Origin of the sequence: Myxococcus virescens (assembly GCF_900101905.1) — a bacterium.
Classification (GTDB): domain Bacteria; phylum Myxococcota; class Myxococcia; order Myxococcales; family Myxococcaceae; genus Myxococcus; species Myxococcus virescens.
Map to the genome: position 1 here is coordinate 1 of NZ_FNAJ01000011.1, position 25353 is coordinate 25353.

The window sequence follows — 25353 nt, forward strand, 5'->3', positions numbered from 1 at the left end:
TGAGGAGGTGTGGCTGCAACTGGCGCCCATCTCCTTCGATGCATCGACGCTGGAGGTATGGGGCGCGCTGCTGCACGGCTCGCGGTTGGTGGTGTACCCGGCGGGGACGCCGTCGCTGGAGGAGTTGGGCCGCAAGCTGGAGTCGTCAGGTGTGACGTCACTGTGGCTGACGGCGGCGCTCTTCGAGCAGATGCAGGCGAGGCAGCCGAAGGCGCTGGCCAGCGTCCGTCAGCTGCTGGCAGGTGGTGACGCCTTGCCGGTGTCCCGTGTGAAGGAGCGGTTGGCAGCGGGCGGTGTGCTCATCAACGGGTACGGCCCGACGGAGAACACGACATTCTCCAGCACGTACCGAATGGAGAGGCCGGAGGAGGTAGGTGCCTCGGTGTCCATCGGCCGGCCGGTGAAGAACACGGTGGCCTACGTGCTGGACGGGGCAATGCGTCCAGTGCCGGTGGGGGTGCCGGGTGAGCTGTACGTGGGCGGAGACGGGTTGGCAGTGGGGTACGTGGGACGCCTGGAGCTGACGGCGGAGCGCTTCGTACCGAGCCCGTACGGCGAAGGAGAGCGGCTGTACCGCACGGGGGACGTGGTGCGGTGGCTGGGGAACGGGACGTTGGAGTTCCTGGGCCGAGCGGACACGCAGGTGAAGGTGCGGGGTTACCGCATCGAGTTGGGTGAAGTGGAAGCGGTGCTGGCCCAGCACGGTGGCGTCAACGAAGCCGTGGTGGTGGCGCGGGAGGATGGAGGCGAAGGCAAGCGGTTGGTGGCCTATGTGACGGTGCAGGAAGGTGCCTCGCTGGACACGGGGGCACTGCGAAGCCACGTGAAGCAGCGACTGCCCGAGTACATGGTGCCGTCAGCGTACGTGGTGCTGGAGGCGCTGCCGCTGACGCCGAACGGCAAGGTGGACCGCAAGGCGCTGCCCGTTCCAGAGACACAAGGCTCGAAGGCTGCGCGCTTCGAGGCGCCTCGCACGGCGACTGAGGAGAAGCTGGCGTCCATCTTCGCCGAGGTGCTGAACGTCGAGCGAGTCAGCATCGACGAAGACTTCTTCGAGCTGGGTGGCCACTCGCTGTTGGCCACGCAGCTGGTCTCGCGAGTCCGAGAAGCCTTCCACGTCGAGTTGCCTCTACGGGACGTCTTTGAGGCGCCCACGGTAGAGAAGCTCGCCCAGCGGATCGAGACGGAACCGAACGGCACGCAGGTGCTTCATGTGCCGCCGCCGAGGCGAATTGAGCGAACCGGGTCGCTGCCCCTGTCGTTCGCGCAGCAGCGACTGTGGTTCCTCGACCAGTTGGAGCCGGGCAGCTCGTCCTACAACATCCCTATCGCAGTGAAGCTGACGGGGACGGTGCAGGTGGACGCGCTGGAGCAATCCTTCAAGGCGCTGGTGCTTCGGCATGAGTCGCTGCGCACGACCTTCCAGAGCCGCGGTGGTGAGCCGGCTCAGGTCATCGCCGAGGAATCAGAGATCCAGCTGCGAGTGGTGGACCTGAGCGACCTGTCCGAGGCGGAACGGGCCTCGGAAGTCCAACGCCTGATCGCCCAAGAGGCAGCGCATCCGTTCAACCTGACGCGCGGCCCGCTGCTGCGGACGGTATTGCTGAAGCTGTCCGAGCAGGAGCACGTGCTGGTGCTGGTGATGCACCACATCGTGTCGGACGGCTGGTCCATGGGCGTGCTCGTCCGCGAGGTCGCCGCGTTGTATGAGGCGTGCTCGCAGGGCCTGTCGTCACCGCTGCCGGAGCTTCCGCTCCAGTACGCGGACTACGCGGTATGGCAGCGCGAGTGGCTCCAGGGAGAGGTCCTGGAGTCACAGCTCGCCTGGTGGAAGGAGCAGCTCCAGGGGGCCTCGCAGGCACTGGAACTGCCCACGGACAAGCCGCGCCCCGCGGTGCAGACCTTCCGTGGCGCCAGCCGGGATGTGCAGTGGCCGCGTGACCTGTGGGAGTCGGTCAAGATGCTCGCGCATCGTGAAGGCGCCACGCCGTTCATGGTGCTGCTCGCGGCGTTCCAGATGCTGCTGTCGCGCTACTCGGGCCAGGATGACCTCTGCGTGGGCTCGCCCATCGCCAACCGCACCCGGGCCGAGACGGAAGGGCTGATTGGCTTCTTCGTCAATACGCTCGTCCTTCGTGCTCGACTCGCCGGAAACCCCACGTTCCGGGAGCTGTTGGCTCAGGTGCGCGAACGGACGCTCGGCGCGTATGCGCATCAGGACATCCCCTTCGAGCGACTGGTGGAGGAACTCAAGCCGGATCGCGACTTGAGCCGCAGTCCGCTCTTCCAGGTGATGTTCATCCTGCAGAATACGCCGACCGTGGAGCTACACCTGCCGGGCCTGACGCTGGCGGGGATGGATGGTGACTCGCGCACGTCGAAGTTCGACCTCACCCTGGAGCTGACCGAGACGCCGCAGGGGTTGTCGGTCAGCGCCGTCTACAACAGCGACCTCTTCGAGCCCGTGACGATGGACCGGCTGACGGGCCATCTGCGCGTGTTGCTGGAGGCCGCGGTCCAGACGCCGGATGCTCGGTTGGGCGAGCTGCCGTTACTGGGCGCAGTGGAGCAGCGCCGGTTGCTCGTGGAGTGGAACGACACCCGCAGCGAATTCGTCCCCAGCACCATCCAGGCCCTCTTCGAGGCTCAGGCCGCGAAGACGCCTGAAGCGCTCGCGGTCGTCGCCGAAGACTCGCGGCTGACCTACGAGGCGCTGAACCGGCGGGCCAATCAACTGGCGCACCACCTGCGTTCGCTGGGCGTAGGTCCGGATGTTCCGGTGGGCTTGTACCTGGACCGCTCCGCCAGTGCGGTGGTGGGCCTGTGGGGCATTCTCAAGGCGGGTGGTGCCTATGTGCCGCTGGACGTCACATTCCCCGTCGAGCGCATCCGAAGTGTGCTCGCGGACGCGGGTGCCCAGGTGCTGGTCACGCAGGCGGCCCTGGCGGAGGTCCTGCGCTGGGACGCGGGCAGGGTGGTCCGTCTGGATGCGGACGCGTCTTCTCTATTGGAACGGAGCGAGCGCAACCCGGAGCCCTCGGCGGCGCCGGAGAACCTTGCCTACGTCATCTTCACCTCTGGCTCCACGGGGCGGCCGAAGGGTGTGGCCATCGAGCACCGGCAACTGGTTCATTACGTAGAAGGCGTCTCGCGCCGGCTGGACCTGCCGGAAGGCGCTTCGTTTGCTTCCGTGTCCACACTGGCGGCGGACCTGGGCCACACCGCTGTCTTCCCCACGCTCTGCCAAGGCGGCGCGTTGCAGCTCGTGTCTCGTGAATGCGCGTCGGACCCGTCCGCCCTGGCCGCGCTCTTCGAGCGCGAGGCCGTGGACTGCCTGAAGATCGTCCCCGCTCACTTGCAGGCGCTCCTGGCCTCCGGGAAGCCCGAGCGGGTGTTGCCGCGTCAGCGTCTGGTGCTGGGCGGTGATGTCTCGGACTGGGCGCTGGTGGACCGGGTGCACGAACTGTCGCCGGACCTGGTGGTGTTCAACCACTACGGGCCCTCCGAGACGACCGTGGGTGTGCTCACGCTCCAGGTGGAACGTGGGCCTCAGGGGCGTGCGTCGGCGTCGGTGCCGCTGGGGCGGCCCATTCCGAATGCGCGCGTCTACGTGCTGGATGCGTACCTGCGCCCGGTGCCCGTGGGCATTCCGGGCGAGCTGTGCATTGGTGGAAGGACCGTGGGCCGCGGCTACCTGGGCCGGGTGGACCTGACGGCCGAGCGCTTCGTGCCGGACGCGTACGCGGACGAGCCAGGTGCGCGGATGTACCGGACAGGAGACCGGGCACGGCTGCTCGAGGATGGCCGGGTGGAGTTCCTGGGCCGCATGGATGACCAGCTCAAGGTCCGCGGCTACCGCGTGGAGCTTGGCGAGGTGGACGCGGCTCTGGAGCGGCACCCCTCGGTGCGTGAGTCGGTCGTGGTGGCCCACGAGAGCGGGACAGATGGCAAGCGTCTGGTGGGCTACGCCGTGCCGAAGCCGGGCCACACACTGGAGGCCGACGCACTTCGTGACTTCGTGGGCCGGACGCTGCCTGACTACATGGTTCCGCAGGCACTCGTGGTGCTGGAGGCGCTGCCGCTGACGCCCAACGGCAAGGTGGACCGCAAGGCGCTACCGGTGCCTGGCTTCCAGCCCGTGGATGCCGAGGCTTTCGTCGCGCCGCGCACGGCCACGGAAGAACGGCTGGCGGGGCTGTTCTCCGAGGTGCTGGGGCTCGACCGTGTGGGGATCCACAGTGGATTCTTCGAGCTGGGAGGGCACTCGTTGCTGGCGACGCAGGCCATCTCCCGCATCCGAGGCGCCTTCGGTGTCGAGCTGCCCCTGAGAGACCTCTTCGAGGCACCCACGGTGGCCGCGCTCGCCGAGCGGGTGGACCGTTGGGTCCGCGCCGGAGCGGGCTTCGCTGCGCCTCCGTTGAAGCCTCGGGCGGGAATGACGAGCGTCCTGCCGCTGTCGTTCGCGCAGCAGCGCTTGTGGTTCCTGGAGCAGCTCGCGCCGGGGAGTGCCTTCTACAACGTGCCGGCGGTGGTGAAGGTGTCAGGGCCGCTCGACGTGGCCGCACTGGAACGCAGCTTCGACGCGCTGGTTCGTCGCCATGAGTCCTTGCGGACGACCTTCCGCGCCGACGGTGGGACGCCCGTGCAGGTCATCGCGCCTGTAGGACAGGTGGTGTTCACGGTCGAGGACCTGAGCGGCCTCCCTGACGCGGAGCAGGAGGCACAGCGCCGAGCGGACGTCGAGGCGCTTCGACCGTTCGACCTGGCCAAGGGACCCTTGCTGCGGACCCTGCTGCTTCGGCTCGGAGAGCGGGAGCACGTGTTGGTGCTGATGATGCACCACATCGTGTCCGACGGCTGGTCCATGGGTGTCCTCGTGCGAGAGGTCGCGGCGCTGTACGAGGCGTTCTCCCAGGGCCGTCCATCTCCCCTGCCGGAACTGGCGGTGCAGTACCCGGACTACGCGGTGTGGCAGCGGGAGTGGCTGAAGGGCGAGGTGCTGGAGGCACAGCTCGGGTACTGGAAGCAACGTCTGGAAGGGGCGCCCGCGGCACTGGAGCTGCCGACCGACAAGGCGAGGCCCGCCGTTCAGACGTATGGCGGAGCTTTGCGGCACGAGGTGTGGCCGAAGGCGCTTTGGCGCGACTTGGAGGCGCTCGGGCGTCGTGAAGGGGCGACGCCGTTCATGGTGTTGCTGGCTGCGTACCAGGTAGTGCTGTCCAGGTACGCAGGGCAGGAAGACGTGTGCGTGGGGGCTCCCATCGCGGGGCGCGCGCAAGGTGAGACGGAAGGGCTGATCGGCTTCTTCGCGAACATGCTGGTGCTGCGGACGAAGGCGTCTCCGGAATCGAGCTTCCGTGAGCTGCTCGCTCAGGTGCGGGAGGTGACGCTCGGTGCGTATGCGCACCAGGACGTGCCGTTCGAGAAGCTGGTGGAGGAGCTTCAGCCCGAGCGTGACCTGAGCCGCAGTCCGCTGTTCCAGGTGACGCTGACGCTGCAGAACACGCCCGTGACGGAGGTGAAGCTCGGGGACGGCCTCACGCTGTCTGGCGTGGAATCGGAGGGGCGGACGTCGAAGTTCGACCTCTCCCTGGTGGTGGAGGAAGTGCCGGGCGGCGTGGTGGTGGCGGCGAACTACAACACCGGGCTGTTCGAAGCAGAGACGGTGCGCCGGCTGCTCCACCATCTGCGAACCCTGCTGGAGGCGGCCATCGCAGGGCCGGCAACGCGGCTGGCCGAGCTGCCGCTGATGGGCAGTGAGGAGCTGCATAGACTGGTGAAGGAATGGAGCGGGACGGCGTCGGAGTACCCGCGCGAAGCCAGCCTGAGTGCCCTCTTCGAGGCGCAGGTTCAGCGGACGCCGGACGCAGTGGCGGTGGAGTACGAGGACCGGCGACTGACGTACGGGGAGTTGAATCGCCGTGCCAACCAGTTGGCGCACCACCTGAGGGCCATGGGTGTAGGGCCGGAAGTCCGGGTGGGGTTGTGCGTAGAGCGCTCGCTGGAGCTGGTGGTGAGCGTGCTGGGCATCCTGAAGGCGGGAGGCGTGTACGTGCCTTTGGATGCCAGCTACCCGCTGGAGCGTCTGGCGTGGATGAAGGCGGAGGCCGGCGTCGTAGTGCTGGTGGCGCAGGAAAAGCTGGCGGATGAGGTGGCCGCGGGTGGCGAGCTGGTGGTGTGCGTGGACACGGAGTGGGACACGCAAATTGCCCTGCAACCGGAGGTCGCACCGAGCACGCATGTGGGTGGGGGCAACCTGGCGTACGTGATGTTCACGTCAGGGAGCACGGGGAAGCCGAAGGGCGTAGGCGTGCCCCACCGAGCGGTGTCACGCCTGGTGCTGGGGACGGACTTCGCGCACTTCGGGCCCGAAGAGGTGTGGCTGCAACTGGCGCCCATCTCCTTCGATGCATCGACGCTGGAGGTATGGGGCGCGCTGCTTCACGGCGCGAAGTTGGTGGTGTACCCGGCTGGGACGCCGTCGCTGGAAGAACTGGGCCGGAAGCTGGAGTCGTCAGGCGTGACGTCGCTGTGGCTGACAGCGGCGCTCTTCGAGCAGATGCAGGCGAGGCAGCCGAAGGCCCTGGCCGGCGTCCGCCAGTTGCTGGCGGGCGGCGACGCGCTGCCGGTGTTGCGTGTGAAGGAGCGGCTGGCAGCGGGTGGTGTGCTCATCAACGGGTACGGCCCGACTGAGAACACGACGTTCTCCAGCACGTACCGAATGGAGAGGCCGGAGGAGGTAGGTGCCTCGGTGTCCATTGGCCGGCCGGTGAAGAACACGGTGGCTTACGTGCTGGACGGGGCGATGCGTCCAGTGCCGGTGGGCGTGCCAGGTGAGCTGTACGTGGGCGGAGACGGGCTGGCAGTGGGGTACGTGGGCCGCCCGGAGCTGACGGCGGAGCGCTTCGTACCGAATCCGTACGGCGAAGGAGAGCGGCTGTACCGCACGGGGGACGTGGTGCGGTGGCTGGGGAACGGGACGTTGGAGTTCCTGGGCCGAGCGGACACGCAGGTGAAGGTGCGTGGGTACCGCATCGAGCTGGGCGAAGTGGAGGCGGTGCTGGCCCAGCACGGTGGCGTCAACGAAGCCGTGGTGGTGGCGCGGGAGGATGGGGGCGAAGGCAAGCGGTTGGTGGCCTACGTGACGGCGCAAGAGGGCGCGGAACTGGAGTCCAGCGCGCTAAGAAGTCACATGAAGCAGCGGCTACCGGAGTACATGGTGCCGTCAGCGTACGTGGTGCTGGAGTCGCTGCCGCTGACGCCGAACGGCAAGGTGGACCGCAAGGCACTGCCCGCGCCGGACACAGAGGGCACGGCGAGCGAGAAATATGTGGCGCCTCGAACTGCGACCGAAAAGACGTTGGCCGCAATCTTCGTCGATGTCCTGAAGGTCGAGCGGGTCGGGCTCGACGGAGACTTCTTTGAACTGGGCGGACACTCTTTGCTGGCAACGCAGTTGGTGTCGCGTGTGCGAGAGGAACTCCAAGTAGAGCTCCCCCTTCGAGACATCTTCGAGTGTCCCACAGTGGAGAAGCTCGCCCAGCGGCTGGACCACACTTCGAAAACAGATGGTGGCGCGCAGCCACCACCGTTGGTACGGGTTCCTCGCGACAGGGCGCTTCCCCTATCCTTCGCCCAGCAGCGCTTGTGGTTCCTCGCGCAGCTGGAGCCTGACAGCACCGTCTACAACGTCCCGGCGTCGGTGCGGTTGACGGGCGCCTTGAACGTTCCCGCGCTGAAGCAGAGCTTCGACGCACTGGTCCATCGTCACGAGGCGCTGCGCACCACGTTCCGGACCGAGGGCGGTTCGCCGGTACAGGTCATCGACCCACGGGGCGGCGCGCGGCTCGACATCGTGGACCTGCGCTCGCTGCCAGCGGCGCGGAGGGAAGAGGAGGCGCAGCGGATCGCGCAAGAGGCGTCACAGCGCCCGTTCGACCTGGAAAGCGGTCCGCTGCTGCGGATCGCCTTGCTCGCGCTGTCGGAGCAGGACCATGTGTTGGTGCTGGTGATGCACCACATCGTCTCGGACGGTTGGTCCATGGGGCTCCTGGTTCGCGAGCTGACCGAGCTCTATGCATCCTTCTCCCAGGGGCAACCGTCGCACCTGCCGGAGCTGCCGCTTCAGTACGCGGACTACGCGGTCTGGCAGCGCGAGTGGCTCCAGGGGGACGTCCTGGACGCGCAGCTCGGCTACTGGAAGCAGCGCCTGGATGGCGCGCCCCGGTTGCTGGAGCTGCCCACGGACAGGCCGCGTCCGGCAGTTCAGTCCCTGGAAGGGGCGTACGTGCCCTTTACGTTGGGCCGTGAGCTGTCCGAGGCGGTGCATGCACTCGCCCGCCGTGAAGGCGTCACGCCGTTCATGGTGCTGCTGGCGGCGTTCCAGGCCGTGCTGGCGCGTTACTCAGGGCAGGACGACGTGAGTGTCGGTTCGCCCATCGCTGGACGAACTCGCGCGGAGACGGAGGGGCTCATCGGCTTCTTCGTGAACACGCTGGTGCTCAGGACCCGGCTGGAGGGGAGCCCGTCCTTCCGTGAGCTGCTGGCTCGGGTCCGGGAGGTCACGCTTGGCGCCTACGCGCACCAGGACGTGCCTTTCGAGAAGCTCGTCGAGGCGCTGCGTCCGGAGCGCAGCCTCAGTCATTCGCCGCTGTTCCAGGTCATGCTCACCTTCGACAGCACGCCAGATGCTGGAGGAGGCGCGCAGGCCGGCATGGGGATGAAGCACGTCGCAGTGGAGCACCGGGTGTCGCGGTTCGACCTCTCGCTCGGCTTCGTGGAAGGCAAGGACGGCTTCTCCGGTGGACTGGAGTACAGCACCGTCCTCTTCGAGCCCGCGACTGCAGCGCGACTTCTGGCCCACCTGAAGACGCTGCTTGAAGGTGCCGTGACGGAGCCGGACCGGTCCGTGTACGCGCTGCCCTTGCTGGGCGCGGATGAACAGCGGCGGTTGCTGGTGGAGTGGAATGACACCGGCTCCGGCGACGTCGAGGAGGCGAGCATCCACGCCCTGGTCGAACGGCAGGCGGCGGCCACTCCCGACGCCGTGGCGGTGGTAGCTGGTGACGAAGTGCTCACGTACCGCGAGCTCATGCAGCGGTCGGACCGGCTGGCGCGGAAGCTCCGCACTCTGGGCGTCGGGCCGGAGGTCCGCGTGGGCCTCTGTGCGGAGCGCAATGCGGACCTGCTGATCGCGGTGCTCGGCATCCTCAAGGCGGGTGGCGCGTACGTCCCGTTGGACCCGGCATACCCGAGTCAGCGGCTGGCCTTCATGATCGAGGACTCCCAGCCTCGCGTCCTGGTGGGCCAGCGCGCGCTGCTCGACGCGCTGCCCCACGGGGACGTGGCCCGGTTGGCGCTCGATGATGCGAATGGGGTCGTGGCGGAAGCCGAGGCTGCGCCGGTGCCCGGGTCTACTCCGGACCATCTGGCCTACGTGCTGTTCACATCGGGCAGCACGGGCCGGCCGAAGGGCGTGGCCCTGGCGCATCGCAGCGCCGTGGCCTTCCTGCGCTGGACGACGCGGGCCTTCTCATCGGACGAGCTTGTGGGGGTCCTCGCCTCCACGTCGCTCAACTTCGACCTGTCCGTGTTCGAGATGTTCGCGCCGCTCATCCGTGGCGGGGCCGTGGTCATCGCTCGCAATGCCTTGGAGTTGCCGTCGCTCCCGGGGGCCCGGCGGGTGTCGCTCGTCAACACGGTGCCCTCCGCGATGGCGGAGTTGGTGCGCGCCCATGCCGTGCCGGACTCGGTGCGCACGGTGAACCTGGCGGGAGAACCGCTGGCCCAATCCCTGGTGGAAGCCATCCACCAGTCCGCACCCGGTGTGCAGCGCGTGCTCAACCTCTACGGCCCCACCGAGGACACGACGTACTCGACCTGGACCATGGCCCCTCGCGGCGCCACGCGGGAGCCCACCGTGGGGCGGCCGATTGAGGGGACTCGTGCGTACGTGCTGGATGCGCTCGGTCAACCCGTGCCTCAGGGCGTGGCGGGCGAGCTGTACCTGGGCGGGGCTGGGCTTGCCCGAGGGTATGTCGACCGGCCCGAGTTGACCGCAGAGCGCTTCGTTCCCGACGCGTTCAGTCCGCGGCCCGGAGCGCGGCTGTACCGCACCGGAGATCGCGTGCGGTGGTTGCCGGATGGCGTGCTGCAGTACCTGGGCCGAATCGACCAGCAGGTGAAGGTGCGTGGCTTCCGAATCGAGCTGGGCGAAATCGAGGCCGTGTTGCGCAGGCATCCAGACGTGCGCGAGGCCGTGGCGCTCGTGCACGACGACGGGAGCGAAGGACGGCGCCTGGTGGCGTACATCGTGCCGCAGCCGGACAGGGTGCCCGATGCCACGGCGCTCCGGCGCTTCGTGAAGGAAGGGCTACCGGACTTCATGGTGCCCTCGGCGGTGATGGTGCTGGCCTCGCTGCCGCTGACGCCCAACGGCAAGGTGGACCGCAAGGCGCTCCCGGCGCCGGACGCACTCCGTCCGGAGTCGACGCGGGCCTATGTGGCGCCTCGGGATGCGCTGGAGCTCCTGCTCATGCGCATCTGGGAGGAGTTGCTGGGCACCGGCCCCATTGGCATCCATTCCGACTTCTTCGAGCTGGGAGGGCACTCGCTCCTGGCCATGCGGATGGTGTCGCTCATCCGCGAGCGCCTGGGACGCAGCCTGCCCGTGGTTTCACTGTTCCAGGCGGGGACGCTGGCGGAGCTGGCTTCTCGGCTCCGGCAGTCACCCGGGCACGCGTCCCCGCTGGTGCCCATTCAGAGTGGCGGTTCACAGCGGCCTGTCTTCTGCGTTCACCCAGTCAGCGGCAACGTCCTACCGTACCTGGAGCTGTCGCGGCGCCTGGGGCCGGACCAACCGTTCTACGCGTTCCAGGCCCTGGGCCTCGATGGCGAGCGGGCTCCGCTGGGGACCGTGGAGGCGATGGCCTCCACCTATGTGGAGGCCATGCGCGGTGTCCAGGCCAGCGGGCCATACCGGCTGGCGGGGTGGTCCTTGGGCGGTGTGGTGGCCTTCGAAATGGCGCGGCAGTTGGAGCAGCAGGGGGAGCAGGTGGAGCAACTGACGCTCATCGACGCCTATGCCTTTGATCAGCGCCCAGCAGAACCCGTGGGCGCGGAGTGGATTGCCGCCCGGTTCGTGGAGTTCACGGGCCAGCTCCTGGGCCTGCCCGTCTCGGAGTTGATGGCGGATGCGCATCCCGCGGACGAGGCTTCGCTGCTGGGCCGCCTGTTGGAGCTGGGGCGGCGCACCGGCGTTCTGGCTCAGGGCGTTGGATCCGAACAACTCCACGCGCTGTACCGTGTCTACGAGAGCAACCTCCGCGCCCTCTGGGATTTTCAACCAGGACGCTACGGTGGCCGCGTCACGCTGCTGCGCGCGAGCGAGACGCACGTACCCACGGGCACGGACGGCGGCTGGGGAGCGCTGGCGGCGGGAGGGGTGGAGGTGCACGAACTCTCCGGTGACCACCACTCCATCCTCAGGGCGCCAGCGGTTGACGTGATCGCGGAGACGATGACGCTGAGCCAGACGGGGGCGAACGCCATCTCCGTGCGGGCTCAGGGTTTCGTCTGATGGCACTCGCTGGCAGGGCGGAAGGGCAGGGCGTAGAGCTCGCGCCCGCTGGCTCCGTCCTCGGCGGTGAAGAACACGTCCCAGCCGGAGCGGATGAAGGCGCGAGGGTCTCGCGCCGTCCCCGCGTCGAGCTTCCGGGTGCTGGACACAGTGCCGTTGCTCACCCAGGGCTCCACGCCGTGCCCCGTATTCGCGCCGAAGAAGATCCAGCCCTGGATGGCAGTCACCTCGGTGGGGGAGGCGCCCTCCGTCCCGGGCACCAGGTCCGCGAAGAGCTTCGTTCCTTTCGACGTGCCATCGCTCACCCACAGCTCGCGGCCGTGCCGGCCGTCATCCGCCGCGAAGTAGAGGTGATCTCCAAGCACGGCCAGGAACGCCGGCGCCGAGCCCTCTGCTCCGGGCCGGATGTCCTTCACCCGCCGCGTGCCGGACACCGTGCCGTCGCTGACCCACAGTTCCTCGCCCTCCGGCGCGTCCGAGCCCGCGCTGAAATAGAGCCGGCCCTGGAACGCCACCAGGTCGTGTGGGTATCGGCCCGGAAAGAAGCGCAGGCGGCGTGTGCCCTCCGCCGTGCCGTCCGTGACGTAGAGCGTGGCCTCGCCTTCGTCGGGGTCCACCAGGAAGAAGAGCCTTCCGCCCGCGGACTTCATGCGGAAGATGACCGTGTCCTCGAAGACCTCGAGGAGGGGTGTGAAGGCCGCGCCGCCTTCGCTTCGCACGAGCCAGTTCTCTTCGCCCACGCTGATGACGAAGTAGAGCGATCCGTCGTGAACGGCGAAGCGGCGAGGGAAGGAACTGTCCTCGCCTGGGACGAGGTCCGCGACCTCATGGGTGCCCGCGTCCGTGCCATCGCTGCTCCACAACTCGTTGCCGTGCGCGCCACCCGGCGCGGCGGCGGAGAAGTAGAGCCGGCCCCGGTACGCGACCAGCGTTTGCCCCTCTCCCAGTCCGGTGCCAATGGGAAGCACGCGCTTCACCAGGGACGTACCTTCGGACGTGCCGTCGCTGGTCCACAGGGCGCGGCCATTCACCCCATCATCCGCGATGAAGAAGAGCCGGTCTCCCACGCGTGTGAGGTCGGTGGGGTTGGAGCCCTCCGGGCCCGGCGCGATGTCCCGGAGCAGCCGGGTTCCTTCGCCCTGTGTGCCGCTGCTCGTCCACAGCTCGGCGCCGTGTTGACCGTCATCCGCGGTGAAGAAGAGCAAGCCATCACCATGGAGGCGTTCCTGGATGGCTGCCTCCTGGGGGCCGGGGTGGATGTCCTCGAGCCTGCGCACGCTGGTCCCACAGGGCTCCCACAGTCGGTGGTCCGTGGGCCGCCGCGCGGGCGCTTCATTCGATGACAGGAGCGTGTCGTCCACAGGTGGCGGCTCACAGGCAGCCAGAAGGGTCAGCAGCACTGGGGTTGCACGCCAGGACATCGTCATCAGCAGCTCCGTGAGGTCGAGACCCTCTTGGAGCGTCAATCTGTGGATGGTGGGGGCTTGCCCCACCTGCCCATGGGTCCTGAACGCCGTTTGTAACGTGACGCTTCACACCGACTCACCGTGTGACGCCTGCCTGTTTCACTTCCCAAGAAAAAGTTGAAATAATTGAAAAACAGGACACGCTCCTGGTACTTCGAGTGCACCTCCCCGCGGTACCGGAAAGGTGCACTGTATGCAGCGATGTATCGGAGCAGCCCCACGGCGTTTCCTGTCCCTCTCCCTCATGTCCGTCATGGCGCTGAGCCAGGGGTGCCAACCCACGGATGAAGATTTGCCTGTCGAGGAGTCCACGACGGGCGAAGTCGTACAGCCCGTCTCGGTTCCTGGCTTCGCGGAGATGCACCACCACATGTTCGCCGAGGAGGCGTTCGGCGGTGGTTGGTTCCACGGCAAGCACACCGGCTCCCTGGTGAGCTGTGACGGTGGCTTTCCGGAGAGCGACCACGCGCGCGTTCGCATGGACCTGGGCTCCATGCTCAACGTGTGCCCCAACGCGGGCGGAATCAACCTGAGCGGCGTGCCGGTGCTGTCGCAGATGTTCGGGGTGGGCGGCGCGGTGGCGTCGGAGATCATCGGCGAGATCGAAGGGACGGAGGGCGACACCGGTCTCCACCTGGGCCGGATGAGCGTGCCCACGCAGTGGCCGCGCTGGGACACCATCGCGCATCAGCAGGCCTGGGAGGGCTGGCTGCAGCAGGCGCATCAGGGCGGCATGTCCCTGGTCACCATCTCCCTGGTGAGCAACGAGTTCCTCTGCAGGGCGCTGCCGTACCAGAACATCAAGCGTCCCTGTGACGAGATGGTGGACGTGGACGTGCAGTTGCAGATGGCGCGTGACTTCGACGCTCGCACGCCGTGGGCGGAGATCGCGCTATCGCCGGCGCACGCGCGGCAGATCATCGCCTCCGGCAAGCTGGCCATGGTGCTCTCCATCGAGTCGAGCAAGCTGTTCGGCACCAAGAACTGGCAGTCCGAGCTCAACCGCGTCTACTCGCTGGGCGTGCGCTCCATCCAGCCGGTGCACCAGCTGGACAACCGCTTCGGCGGCGCGGCGCCCCACAACGCCATCTTCCAGGTCTCGCAGTTCCTGGAGAACTGCCACGTGGACACGGACTGTGGCCTCACGGGCAACGGCTTCACGCTGGGCTTCGACGTGGACGCCAACTGCAAGAACACCAAGGGCCTGACGTCCGAGGGCCGGGCGCTGGTCGCGGAGATGATGAACAAGGGCATGCTCGTCGACGTGGCGCACATGTCCGAGCGCTCCGTGGACGACACGTTCGCCATCGCCCAGAGCCGCAACTACTACCCCATGTACATCTCCCACGGTCATTTCCGCGAGGTGATGCACCCGGGGCTCGCCGCCAACGAGAAGACGACGCCCGCGTCCGTCATCCGCTACCTGCGCCAGACAGGCGGCATGTTCGGCCTGCGCACCGCGCACGACGAGACGCGCGACTACACCCGCACGCCGGTCGCCAACAACTGCCAGGGCTCCACGCGCTCGCTGGCGCAGGCCTACGAGTTCGGCCGTCTGGGCCTCAAGGTGAACATGGGCTTCGGCGCGGACCTCAACGGCTTCATCCAGCAGACCCGCCCGCGGTTCGGCCCCCACGGCGCCTGCTCGGCTGGCTTCGCCGCGGAGGCGGCGTTCCAGGCCCAGCAGCAGCTCACCGCGGGCCCGCCGCCGCTGGGCACGGACTTCGACAACTATGGCCTGGCCCACGTGGGCCTGCTGCCGGACGTGGTGCGTGACCTGAAGCAGCTCGGCGTCAACACCACGGGCCTGGAGGGCTCGTCCGAGACGTTCATCCGGATGTGGGAGCGGGCCACCGGTACGCGCACCGGCATGGCGGACAGCGCGGCGAACATCGACACCAGCGGTGTGGCGGCCTACGTGCCGAAGGAGACCCGCGCGGCCCAGTATCCGACCAGCTCCACCTGCTCCACCGACAGCGACTGCGCCAGCACCCAGTACTGCGGCTGGGGGCTCAACGCCGGCAAGTGTCAGAACAAGAAGGCCAAGGGCGCCATCTGCGGCAGCGCCCGGGAGTGTCTGTCCAACAACTGCCGGTGGACCCTGACCTGCGGTTGAGGTTGCTTGCTGGCATGTGAGCAAGCTTTGTCAACCCACATGCCAGACGTCCCCGCGGCTGGCCGTTCGCTGAGCGGCGGCCACCGCGGGGCTCCTTCATTCGTTGCCCGCCTGGGGGCTTCATGGTATCGAAAATGATAGTCAATATCGATAACTGGAGCATTCGTGACGACGACGACTGAGCGTGTCTATCGGCGGGGACCGTTCCCCGTGAAGTTCCGCCTCTTGGAGGTGAAGCGGGTGACGCGGGTGACGCCGCAGATGGTCCGCATCACCCTTGCGGGCGAGGACCTGGAGGGCTTCTACAGCCCCGGCGCGGACGACCACGTGAAGCTGCTGTTCCCGGAGGAGGGCAAGCGCATGCCTGTCATCCCCACGGTGACGCCCACGGGGTTGGTGCTGAAGGAAGGCGAGCGCAAGCCGGACGCACGTGACTACACGCCGCGCCGCTATGACGCCGCGGCAGGCGAGCTGGACATCGACTTCGTGGTGCACGGCACGGGGCCCGCGACGACGTGGGCGAGCAAGGCGCAGGTGGGTGACCTGCTGGCCGTGGGTGGGCCGCGCGGCTCCACGTTCGTGGCGCAGGACTTCAGTTGGTACCTGCTCGCGGGCGATCAGTCAGCGCTGCCGGCCATTGGCCGCATCCTGGAGGAGCTGCCGGAGGGGACGCGCGCCATCGTGTTCTGCGAAGTCCCGGACGCATCCGAGGAGCAGCACTTCACCACCCGCGCCAACGCGACGGTGACGTGGCTGCACCGCAACGGCGTGGAGGCGGGGCACTCGGACGTGCTGCAGCAGGCCATCCGCGGGCTGGAGTTCCCCGCGGGAGACTACTTCGCCTGGGTGGCGGGTGAGGCGCACACCGTGCGCCCCATCAAGGACCACCTCATCAACGAGCGTGGCGCCAACAAGAGCTGGGTCCGGGTGACGGGCTATTGGAAGCGCGGCACCTCGGACCACCACGACGCGAAGGGCTAGGCCGCCGCCGGCTTCGCGAGGGAGCGGATGACTTCGCCCGTCATTTCGATGGCGTAGTCAATCTGCTCCTCCGTGTGCGCCGTGCTGAGGAAGGTGACGTCGCGGCGCAGCAGGATGCCCCGGCGGGCCATGCCCGCCTGGAAGGGCTGCATCTGCTTCGCGTGCTCCGCCGGGTCCTTGGCGAACAGGAAGAAGGGAATCGCGTCGTAGCCAATCACGCGCAACGACGAGCCCGCGGCCTCCGCCTGGGCGTTGACGCCCTCGCGCAGCTTGCGGCCCAGGCGGGCCAGGTGCTGGATGTAGGCGCCATCCCGGTAGCCCTTCAGCACCGCCTCGCACACGTACAGCGACAGCAGCTCACCGCCGAAGGTGGTGGACACCTGGAGCTCGCTCAGGCGGCTGAGGTGCTTCGCCGGACCGGCGATGGCCGACAGCGGCATGCCGCCAGCGATGCTCTTGGACAGCGTGACGAAGTCCGCGCGGACGTCGAAGAACTCCTGGGCGCCGCCCACGGCAAGCCGGAAGCCGGTGACGACCTCGTCCAGGGCGAACAGGACGTTGTTCGCGGTGCACGTGGCGCGCACCTGCTGCAGGAAGGCCGGGGTGAGGGGCCGGTTGTAGGGCACCGACAGCAGCACCAGGGCGAGCTCGCTGGCGTTCTTCTCGATGGTGGCCAGCAGGGCCGGCTCGTCCGGGGGCGTGAAGAGCGGCATCCGGAGGGTCAGCGCCGCCAGCGCGGCCGGGACGCCCGGCGTGTCGAACATGAAGTGGTCGTGCCAGCCGTTGTAGCCGACGGTGATGATCTTCTGCTTGCCGGTGATGTGGCGCGCCAGGCGCACGGCGGCGGACGTGGCATCCGCGCCCGTCTTGAAGAAGCGCGCCATCTCCGCGCCGGGGATGAGGTCCACCAGCGTCTGGGCGGCGGAGACCTCCACCGGCGTGGGCAGCGAGTGGAGGACACCTTCCTCCAGGTGCTCCCGGATGGCGTTCACCACGGCCGGGTCATTGTGGCCCAGCATGTTGGCGCCCAGGCCGCCGATGAAGTCGATGTACTCCTGGCCGTCCACGTCCTCCACCAGCGCCCCCTTGCCCTTGGCCAGGAACACGGGGAAGGCGCCGAGCGCGAACATCTCCGGGCGCTTCATCATGGACTGCGTGACGCCGGGGACCAGCCGCCGCGCCTCGGCGAGGAGCTGGTTGGAGCGGTCGAGCTTCAGCTCGCCCTGGATGGGACGCGGCAGGGAAGGGTGCTTCTTGACGGGAGTGTCCATGGACGTTTCCTTCTGTGTGTCGAGACGGAGACTGCGATTCACCGAGGCGTGGGCGCCGCGTTGAGCGGGACGGCGCCACGGCCAAAGGTCCAGAGGATGAAGAGCGAGATGGTGGTGACGCCCACGGCGAGCCATCCGGCCAGCCCGAAGCCCACCAGCTCACCGGCAGGCGTGGTGGCCAGCATCAGGCCGCTGGCCCACGCCGCGAGCCCGGAGGCACCGTCACTGGCTGCCATGTTCATGGCCATGTACCGCCCGCGCAGCGGCGGCGGCACCTTCGCGGAGATCAACGCGATGGTGGGGATGGGCCGCGTGGACGTCAGGGACATGAAGAGGACGAAGGCGCCCATCACCACCGGCAGCGGAGCGGCGGGAAGGTGCGTGAAGCCCAGGTGCGGCACCATGGTGCCCACCAGCAGCAGCCCGAGCACCCGGGCGGGGCCAAACCGGTCCACCCAGCGGCCCACCTGACGCGCCGCGAGCAGCGTGGCGGCGCCGCCAGCCAGATACACCCAGGGCAGGTCGGTCTGCTTCAGTCCGAGGTTCCCGACCATGAACGCGCTCAGGTACGGAATCAGCAAGAAGCTGGAGAAGGCGACGCTGAACGTCAGCAGCCAGCCCAGCGCGAAGCCCGGCGTGAAGAGCGCCGTGACGGAAGGCGCCTGACGCCCCGAGTCCGGGGTGACATGTGCATCCAGCCGCGGAAGCACGGCGAGGAGCCCGAACCACAGGAGCGCCCCGAGGATGCCAATGGCCCAGAAGGGTGCGCGCCAGCCGAGCATGTTGGCCATGCCCAGGCTCAGGGGGACGCCCGCCACCGCGGACAACCCGAGCGATGACATCACCGTGCCAATGGCCTGTCCCCGGCGCTCACCGGGGATGGTGTCCGCGATGATGGACATGATGACCGCGCCCATGAGGCCCGCGCATCCTCCCGCGATGCTCCGGGCCACCAGCAGCCACGCGTGGCTCTGCGCCGCGCCGCAGGCCAGCGTGGCTGTGATGAACCCCCCCAGGATGACCAGCAACGTGCTTCTGCGGCCAAACCTGTCGACCCACGCGAGCCCCAGCACGCCCATGGCGGCGGAGGCCAACGTGTAGGAGGACACCAACGTTCCGAACTGCGCGGCTGACAGACTGAACAGCCGCATGAACTCCGGACCCAGCGGCAGGACGATCATGAAGTCCAGCAAGTGGGTGAACTGCACGCCCGCCAGCAGCAGGATGAGCAGACGCTCCTGTCGCGGTGTGAACGAGGCGGTCACGAAAGGCTCCAGCGATTCAGGCCGCACGGGCTTCGTGCGTGCGAAGGGACGGCATGGATTCGGCGACGAGGAAGGCCAGCTGAAGGGCCTGGTCCGCGTTGAGGCGCGGATCGCAGTGGGTGTGGTAGCGGCTGGAGAGGTCGTCTTCCGTCACGGGCTGGGGGCCGCCCAGGCATTCGGTGACGTTCTGCCCGGTCATCTCCAGGTGCAGGCCCCCCGGGTGGACGCCTTCCGCGGCGGCGGCGTCCATGAAGCCACACACCTCCGTGAGGATGCGGTCGAAGGAGCGCGTCTTGTAGCCATTGCCGGCCTTGTGGGTGTTGCCGTGCATCGGGTCGATGGACCAGATGACCGGGCGCCCGTCCCGGCGGGTGGCGGCCATGAGCCGGGGCAGCCGTTCCGCGACCCGGTCCGCGCCAAACCGCCCGATGAGGGTGATGCGGCCCGGGATGCCCTGGGGATTGAGGAGGTCCATCAGCCGGAGCAGTTCGTCGGGCTCCATGGTGGGGCCACACTTGATGCCAATGGGGTTCTGGATGCCGCGCATGAACTCCACGTGGCCACCGTCGAGTTGGCGGGTGCGCTCGCCAATCCACAGCATGTGCGCGGATGCGTCGTACCAGCCGCTGCCGTCGGGCTCGGCGCGTGTCATGGCCTCCTCCACGTTGAGGAGCAGGGCTTCGTGGCTGGTGAAGAAGTCGATGGCATTGGAGCTGCTGCGAGGCTCCGGACTGACCCCCAGCGCCCGCATGAACGACAGGGATTCGAGGATGCGGTCCGCCAGCAAGCGGTTGATGCCGCCCTGGGGCCAGCGCTGGGGCTCGGCGAGCTCCTCGTAGCCGCGCTGGGCGAAGGCTCGCAGCAGGTTCAGCGTGGCGGAGGACTGGTGATAGGCCTTGAGCAGCCGGCGCGGGTCTGGCGTTCGCGCCTGGGCGTCGAACTCCATGCCGTTGATGATGTCCCCGCGGTAGCTGGGCAGGGTGACGCCGCCCAGCGTCTCCATGGGGCTGGAGCGCGGCTTGGCGAACTGCCCGGCGATGCGGCCCACCTTCACCACCGGCCGGTTGCCGGCGAAGGTCAGCACCATGGCCATCTGCAACAGCAGCCGGTAGGTGTCCCGGATGTTGTCGGTGGTGAACTCCTTGAAGCTCTCCGCGCAGTCGCCCCCTTGCAGCAGGATGGCCTTGCCTTCAGCGACCTTGGCGAGCCGGGCGGTGAGCCGGCGCGTCTCGTCCGCGAAGACGAGCGGAGGCAGGCGGGACAGCTCAGCCTCGGTCTGGGCCAGGGCCTGCGCGTCCGGATAGTCCTCCGGCATGTACTTGACGGGCTTGTGCCGCCAGGAGTCTGGCGTCCAGGTGGGGTTCGTCACGGGAGTGCCGTTTCGGTTGGAAGGCGGGTTGCGGGTACGGGCGGCAGCAGGCCCCGCGCAATGCAGTAGTCGAGGTATCGGTACAGCAGCGCACGGTCCGTGGGCGGGCAGGTGATGCCCGTTCCCTCGAGCGCTTGATGGACCCGCTCACAGCGGATGGGGCCCAGGCCAAACGCGGGCACGTCCGTGCCCGAGCGCAGGTCGAAGAAGGCGAGCGTGGATTGGTTCTCCCCGGTCCCGGCGCGCGCGGCCACGCGGTTGCGCCACTCACCCACGGGGCAGTGCTCCACGGGGTAGCCGTAGTCACGGACCCAGGCGAACAGCTCACGGAGCTTCACCTCGGGCGTGGGACACAGGTTGAACACCGTGGGCGGGCGGGCGTCGCGCGCCATGCGGACGATGGCTCCCGCCACGTAGTCCACGGGTGTCCACACCTCGGCGACGTCGAGCTGGGGCAGCGCGCCCACGGGGATTCCCGCCAGCAGGATGCGCCACACCAGGTCCTGTGGGTTGACGATGGCGCTGTCGGGCGCACCCACCACGCGGCCCAGTCGGTACACGGCGACGGGGAGGCCACGCGCTCCGGCCTGTTCGACGAGCCGCTCGGCGATCCACTTGCTCTGCTGGTAGCCGTCGCGCAGGCCCGGGTGCGCGGGCACGAAGGACTCTGGCACGTCGGGGCTGAGGTCCGTCTGCGGCGCCACGGCCAGGGTGGAGACGTAGTGGAAGGGCTTGGCGCGGACCGCGGCGGCCAGGCGCAGCAGCTCGCGGGTGCCGCGCACATTCACGGCCTGGAGGCTGCCGTATTCACGCACCACGCTGACCACGGCGGCGTTGTGGATGACGGTGTCACACTCCGAGGCCAGCCCGAGGAAGCGCGCCTGGCTCAGGCCCAGCCAGGGCTGGGTGAGGTCCGAGGGCAGCGCCACCACGCGTTCCGTCAGGTATTCGAGGGAGAGCTGCTGGGACGCCAGCGCGGCCTGGATGCGCTCCAGGGCGTGCGCCTCGTCGCGAGCGCGGACCAGGCACACCACGCGCGCGTCCGTCTGGCGCAGGAGCTGGTGGAGCAGGTGCGCCCCGACGAAGCCGGTGGCTCCGGTGAGGACGACCTGACGCAGCCGCGGGGACTCGGCGGACTCCACCGTGAGCTTGGGGACGATGTCCTCGGACAGCACGGCGTCAGCGAGCATGCTCTCGGTGAGGCCCCCGGCGGCGGAGGCGCCGTCGGTGCCTTGTTCCAGCGCCTGGGCCAGTCCGGCTGCCGTCGGGTAGCGGAAGACGGTGGCGACGGGAATCTCGCGGCCCAGCTCGATGCCGAGCCGGTTGGCGACCTGGATGCTCTGGAGCGACTGGCCGCCCAGGTCGAAGAAGTCATCCTGCGCGGACGTCGTCGTCACGCCCAGCACCTCTTCCCAGACCTTCAGCACCACGCGCTCCAGGGCGGTGGTTCCCGCTGTCGTGGTCGCGGCCTCTTCGGTGGGCAGCAGGCGGCGCAGCTCGGCGCGGTCCAGCTTGCCGGTGCTGGTGCGTGGCAGCCGCTCCGTGAACACGAAGGTGCCGGGCACCATGGGGGCGGGCAAGCCGCCCAGCAGGTGCTGCCGCAGCTCCGCCACGGTGGGCGCAGGCTGCGTGGTGACGACGTGCGCGCACAGCCGGCGCGAGCCACTGGGGAGCACCTGTCCGACGACGGCCGCCTCGCGCACGCCCGGGTGGCCGAGCAGCGCCGTTTCGACCTCGGACGGGTCGATGCGGTGGCCGCTGATCTTGAACTCGTCGTCGACGCGGCCCACGAAGACAATCTGGCCGTCCTCGCGCAGCCGGGCCTTGTCCCCCGTGCGGTAGGCGCGGGGGCTTCCTGGCAGGGCGTCGAGCGTGATGAAGCGCGTAGCCGTCAGCGCCTCGCGGCCCAGGTAGCCCCGGGCGAGCGCGCCGCCCAGCAGGTGGAGCTCGCCTTCCTCACCCGTGGGGAGGATGCGGCCCTGTGCGTCGGCAATCACCGCGCGCACGCCGGGCAGGGGGCGTCCGATGGGCACGTCTTCCCCGGCGGGCGTCACGTCGGGACCGCCGCTGAGTGTGGCGACGGTGGCCACCACGGTGGCCTCGGTGGGGCCGTAGGTGTTGAGCAGCCGGACCTGGGGACCGGCGGAGGCGCGCCATCGGGCGACGCGTTCGGGCAAGGCGGCCTCACCGCCGATGATGACGGTGCGCAGCGAGGGCGGCAGCCGGGCCGCGCCCGTGGACACGCTGTAGGCCAGCTCGTGCCAGAAGGCCGTGGGCAGGTCCAGCAGGGTGATGCCGTGGGTGGCGCAGGCCTCGAGCAGCCGGGGCACCGACTGGAGCATCTCGTCCGTGCGCAGCACCAGCGTGGCGCCGGCGCACAGGGAGACGAAGATCTCCTCCACGCTGGCATCGAAGTGCAGCGGCGCGAACTGCAGCACCCGGTCTTCGGGCGTCACCTCGTAGCGGAACGTCGCGCCCGCCACGAAGTGGGCCAGGGCGTCGTGGTCAATCTGCACGCCGTTGGGCTGGCCGGTGGAGCCGGAGGTGTAGATGACGTACGCCAGCGGCGCGCCCGACTGGGGCGCCGTGGCCGGCAGCTCCGAGCCGGCGCGCCGGTGCACCGCGAGCTGCCCGGGCGCCTGCGGAGGCATGCCGGCCGTGAGGTCCTTCACGGCGCTGCTCACCGTCAGTCGCGGCGCGGCGTCATCCAGGATGGCCTTCGTCCGGGATTCGGGACCGAAGGGGTCCACGGGGAGGTATCCCGCGCCGGAGAAGAGGACACCCATCGTGGCCACGATGGCGTCGATGCTCCGGGGCAGGGAGACGGCCACCAGCGTGTCGGGCCGCGCGCCGTCGGCCCGCAGCCGCTTCGCGAGCGCCTGTGCGGACTGGAGCAGCGCCGCGTAGGTGAGGCGGTGCTCGCCATGCTCCACGGCGATGGCTTCCGGCCGCGCACGGGCCTGCTCCTTGATGAGCTCCAGCACGGGCCGTTGCGGAATCGGCAGGGGCCCGCCATCCACGACGGAGGGCCGCGCGGGGGCAGGCGCCGCGCGCACGGGCTGCTCGGGCGAGGCCACCAGTGACTCCAACAACTGGAGGAAGCCACGTTGGTGGGTGTCCAGGACGTCGGGGCTGTAGCAGGCGGGGTTCGCGTCGAAGTCCACGCGCAGTCCGCTGCCATCGGAGCGAGCGTACACGCCGATGGACAGGTCCTCGACGGGGCCCGCGGAGAGGTTGTGGGCGAAGGCCGGCATCCCCGCGAAGCGCAGGGCGTAGTCGAACGGCATGATGTTGACCACGGGGCCGAACAGCCGCCGCTGGCCGCCCACGCGCTTCAAGTCGCGGCGAAGCTGCTCGTAGCGGTAGCGCAGGTGCGGCCTCATGGCGCGCAGCTCCGCAGCCACGTCTCGGGCCATGGCGAACAAGCCGGCGTCCGGACGTACCGGGACGCGCAGCGGCACGATGTTCATGGCCATGCACGGCACGCGGATGGCGGCCGAGCCCAGGCGGGTCATCACCGGCAGACCCAGCACGACTTCGGGCGCACCGGTGTGCTGGTGCAGCCAGGCCGCCGTCGCCGCGAGCACCAGGTCCGGCCATGTGAGCCCGGCCTGCTTCGCGGCGGCCTGCATCCGCTCCAGGTCCGCGGGCGACAGGTGCCGCGTCTGGCGCACGAATCGCGGCGTCATTGGCGCGGGCTCCGCGAGCGTCACGGGCGTAGGGCCATGGGTGAAGCGCTCCACCCAAAAGGCGCGGTCCGCGGCGTGCTGCGCGCCCCCCTGGTAGGCGGCGTCCTCATCGAGGACGGCGCGGAGGGAGCCGAACCCGTTCGTGGCGGGCTTGCCCGTCACCCGGGCCGTGTAGAGGTCCGCCACGCGGCGAGCCACCAACGAGAAGCCGAAGCCGTCCAGGGCGATGTGGTGGGCCCGCTGGAACCAGAAATAACGGTCTGGCGCCGCCTTGAACAACGCCTCCGCGAACAGCGGGCCCTGGCCCAGGTCCACCGTGCGCGTCAGGTCCTCATGCATCCAGGACTGGGCCGCGGCCCAGGGATCGGGCGTGTGGCTGATGTCGGCGACGTGCAGCTGCCACGACGCGCGGGGCTGCACGAACTGCACGGGGCCGGAGGCACCGGGGACGAAGCGCGCGTGGAGCGCCTCCGCCTCGTCAATGGCCTGACGCAAGGCGGACTCGAAGTGCTCCACGACGAGCGGCCCGCGGATCTCGATGCACTCACCCGCGTTGTAGACGGCGCTCGTGAGGTCGAACTGCTGGCCGAGCCAGATTCCATGCTGGGCCGCGGACAGCGGCCAACCTGCTTCGTGTGTTTCGCCCATTGCCAGGGACTCCCGTGTGTTCATGCGTCAGGGGCGCGAGGTGACTCGCGCACCGCGGAGCTACGCGGCGTTCCGGGAAGCGGGCGTGTTGCCCAGGGAGAGCAGCGTGAACCAGTCGGCGAGCGTCGGCCGTTCGGCCAGCTCCACGAAGGTGGTCTCCGCGCCAGCGGCCCGCCACTTCTCCACCAGCGTCATCAACCGGATGGAGTCCATTCCGCGCTCGAGCAGGTTGTCGTCGTCCCCCAGCGCCTCCGGCGACTCCTGGAGCAGCTCCGCCACTTCCGCGCGCACCTGCTCGCGGGTGAGTGTGCTGGACGTGGAGACGGGGCCCAGCGCGTCGAGCACCTGCTGCGTGGTGGTGGTGACGGCGCACAGCTGGGCCGCGTAGCTCAACGCGAGCTGGTGGTGCGCCAGGGAGAAGTCACCCAGCGCGTCGGCGATGAGGAAGGGCCGCACGTCGCTCATGAAGGCGTCGCTGGCCGTCTGCAGGCAGCCGATGTGCGCGTAGATACCGGAGATGAGGATTTGATCGCGGCCCAGCTTCTTCATCTGGTCCATCAGGTCCGTCTTGCGGAACGCGCTGTAGCGCCACTTGGTGAGCTGGATGTCGCCTTCGGCGGGCGTCAGTGCGTCGATGATGCGCTTCTGATCCGGTCCGCCGTTGATGCCTCCGCCCCAGAAGTCCAGCAGCAGGCCGCGCTGCTCGGGCGTCTGACCACCCGGTTGGGCCGAGTACACGACGGGGATGCCCAGCGCCGTGCAGTGCTGCCGCAGCCGCTGGATGTTGGCGACCAGCTCCGTCACGGGCGACTGGCCCTGCGTGAAGGCCTCCACGAAGTAGCGCTGCATGTCGTGGATGAGCAGCACGGCGCGGCTCGGGTCCGGCGTCCAGGAGACCTTGTTCTTCGGCAGGTCGGTGGCGCCGGGCATGGGATAGGGAGAAATGGCGGGGAGCGCCATGGGGAGTTCC

At 68.8% G+C, this 25353-nt stretch carries 9 protein-coding genes; 3 read left to right on the plus strand and 6 right to left on the minus strand.

From position 1 onward, the window contains the following. Positions 1-11578, plus strand: an 11578-nt coding sequence (locus tag BLU09_RS26695) for a non-ribosomal peptide synthetase (protein WP_167371164.1), incomplete at its 5' end; no start/stop codon positions are given. Here BLU09_RS26695 and BLU09_RS26700 read toward each other — a convergent pair. Further along, positions 11563-12939, minus strand: a complete 1377-nt coding sequence (locus tag BLU09_RS26700) for an ELWxxDGT repeat protein (RefSeq protein ID WP_244172053.1) — start codon at positions 12937-12939, stop codon at positions 11563-11565. The two genes, BLU09_RS26695 and BLU09_RS26700, sit on opposite strands and share 16 nt — an antisense overlap. Positions 12940-13237: 298 nt before the next feature. Between BLU09_RS26700 and BLU09_RS26705 the strand changes: the two genes are divergently transcribed. Then, positions 13238-15160, plus strand: coding sequence for a membrane dipeptidase (locus BLU09_RS26705; protein ID WP_090492399.1), 1923 nt, complete (start codon positions 13238-13240; stop codon positions 15158-15160). A 165-nt stretch (positions 15161-15325) separates the two neighbouring features. Next, positions 15326-16141, plus strand: coding sequence for a siderophore-interacting protein (locus tag BLU09_RS26710; protein ID WP_011553657.1), 816 nt, complete (start codon positions 15326-15328; stop codon positions 16139-16141). Here the strand turns inward: BLU09_RS26710 and mxcL are convergent. From mxcL to BLU09_RS26735, 5 genes are read right to left on the minus strand one after another with little or no spacing between them, the layout of a single operon-like run. After that, entirely contained in the window at positions 16138-17412 is a 1275-nt protein-coding gene (mxcL, locus tag BLU09_RS26715; protein WP_090492401.1) for a myxochelin B biosynthesis transaminase MxcL, read from the minus strand. The genes BLU09_RS26710 and mxcL overlap by 4 nt on opposite strands. Before the next feature lie 38 nt (positions 17413-17450). Then, the gene (gene mxcK, locus BLU09_RS26720; protein ID WP_167371165.1) at positions 17451-18677 is read right to left on the minus strand and encodes a myxochelin export MFS transporter MxcK; all 1227 of its coding nucleotides are present in this window, start codon (positions 18675-18677) and stop codon (positions 17451-17453) included. A gap of 16 nt (positions 18678-18693) precedes the next feature. Then, positions 18694-20046, minus strand: coding sequence for a class II 3-deoxy-7-phosphoheptulonate synthase (locus tag BLU09_RS26725; RefSeq protein WP_090492405.1), 1353 nt, complete (start codon positions 20044-20046; stop codon positions 18694-18696). Then, complete coding sequence (gene mxcG / locus BLU09_RS26730) at positions 20043-24383, minus strand: myxochelin non-ribosomal peptide synthetase MxcG (RefSeq protein ID WP_090492407.1); 4341 nt, start codon at positions 24381-24383, stop codon at positions 20043-20045. Before mxcG ends, BLU09_RS26725 begins: the two co-directional genes overlap by 4 nt. Before the next feature lie 60 nt (positions 24384-24443). Further along, the gene (locus BLU09_RS26735; RefSeq protein ID WP_090492409.1) at positions 24444-25343 is read right to left on the minus strand and encodes an isochorismatase family protein; all 900 of its coding nucleotides are present in this window, start codon (positions 25341-25343) and stop codon (positions 24444-24446) included. Between the last annotated feature and the right edge of the window lie 10 nt (positions 25344-25353).

Coding starts and splice junctions, on each gene's coding strand:
- BLU09_RS26735 (WP_090492409.1), bottom strand. CDS start 25,343: ATGGCGCTCCCCGCCATTTCTCCCTATCCCATGCCCGGCGCCACCGAC.
- BLU09_RS26705 (WP_090492399.1), top strand. CDS start 13,238: ATGCAGCGATGTATCGGAGCAGCCCCACGGCGTTTCCTGTCCCTCTCC.
- mxcL (WP_090492401.1), bottom strand. CDS start 17,412: ATGGACACTCCCGTCAAGAAGCACCCTTCCCTGCCGCGTCCCATCCAG.
- mxcG (WP_090492407.1), bottom strand. CDS start 24,383: ATGGGCGAAACACACGAAGCAGGTTGGCCGCTGTCCGCGGCCCAGCAT.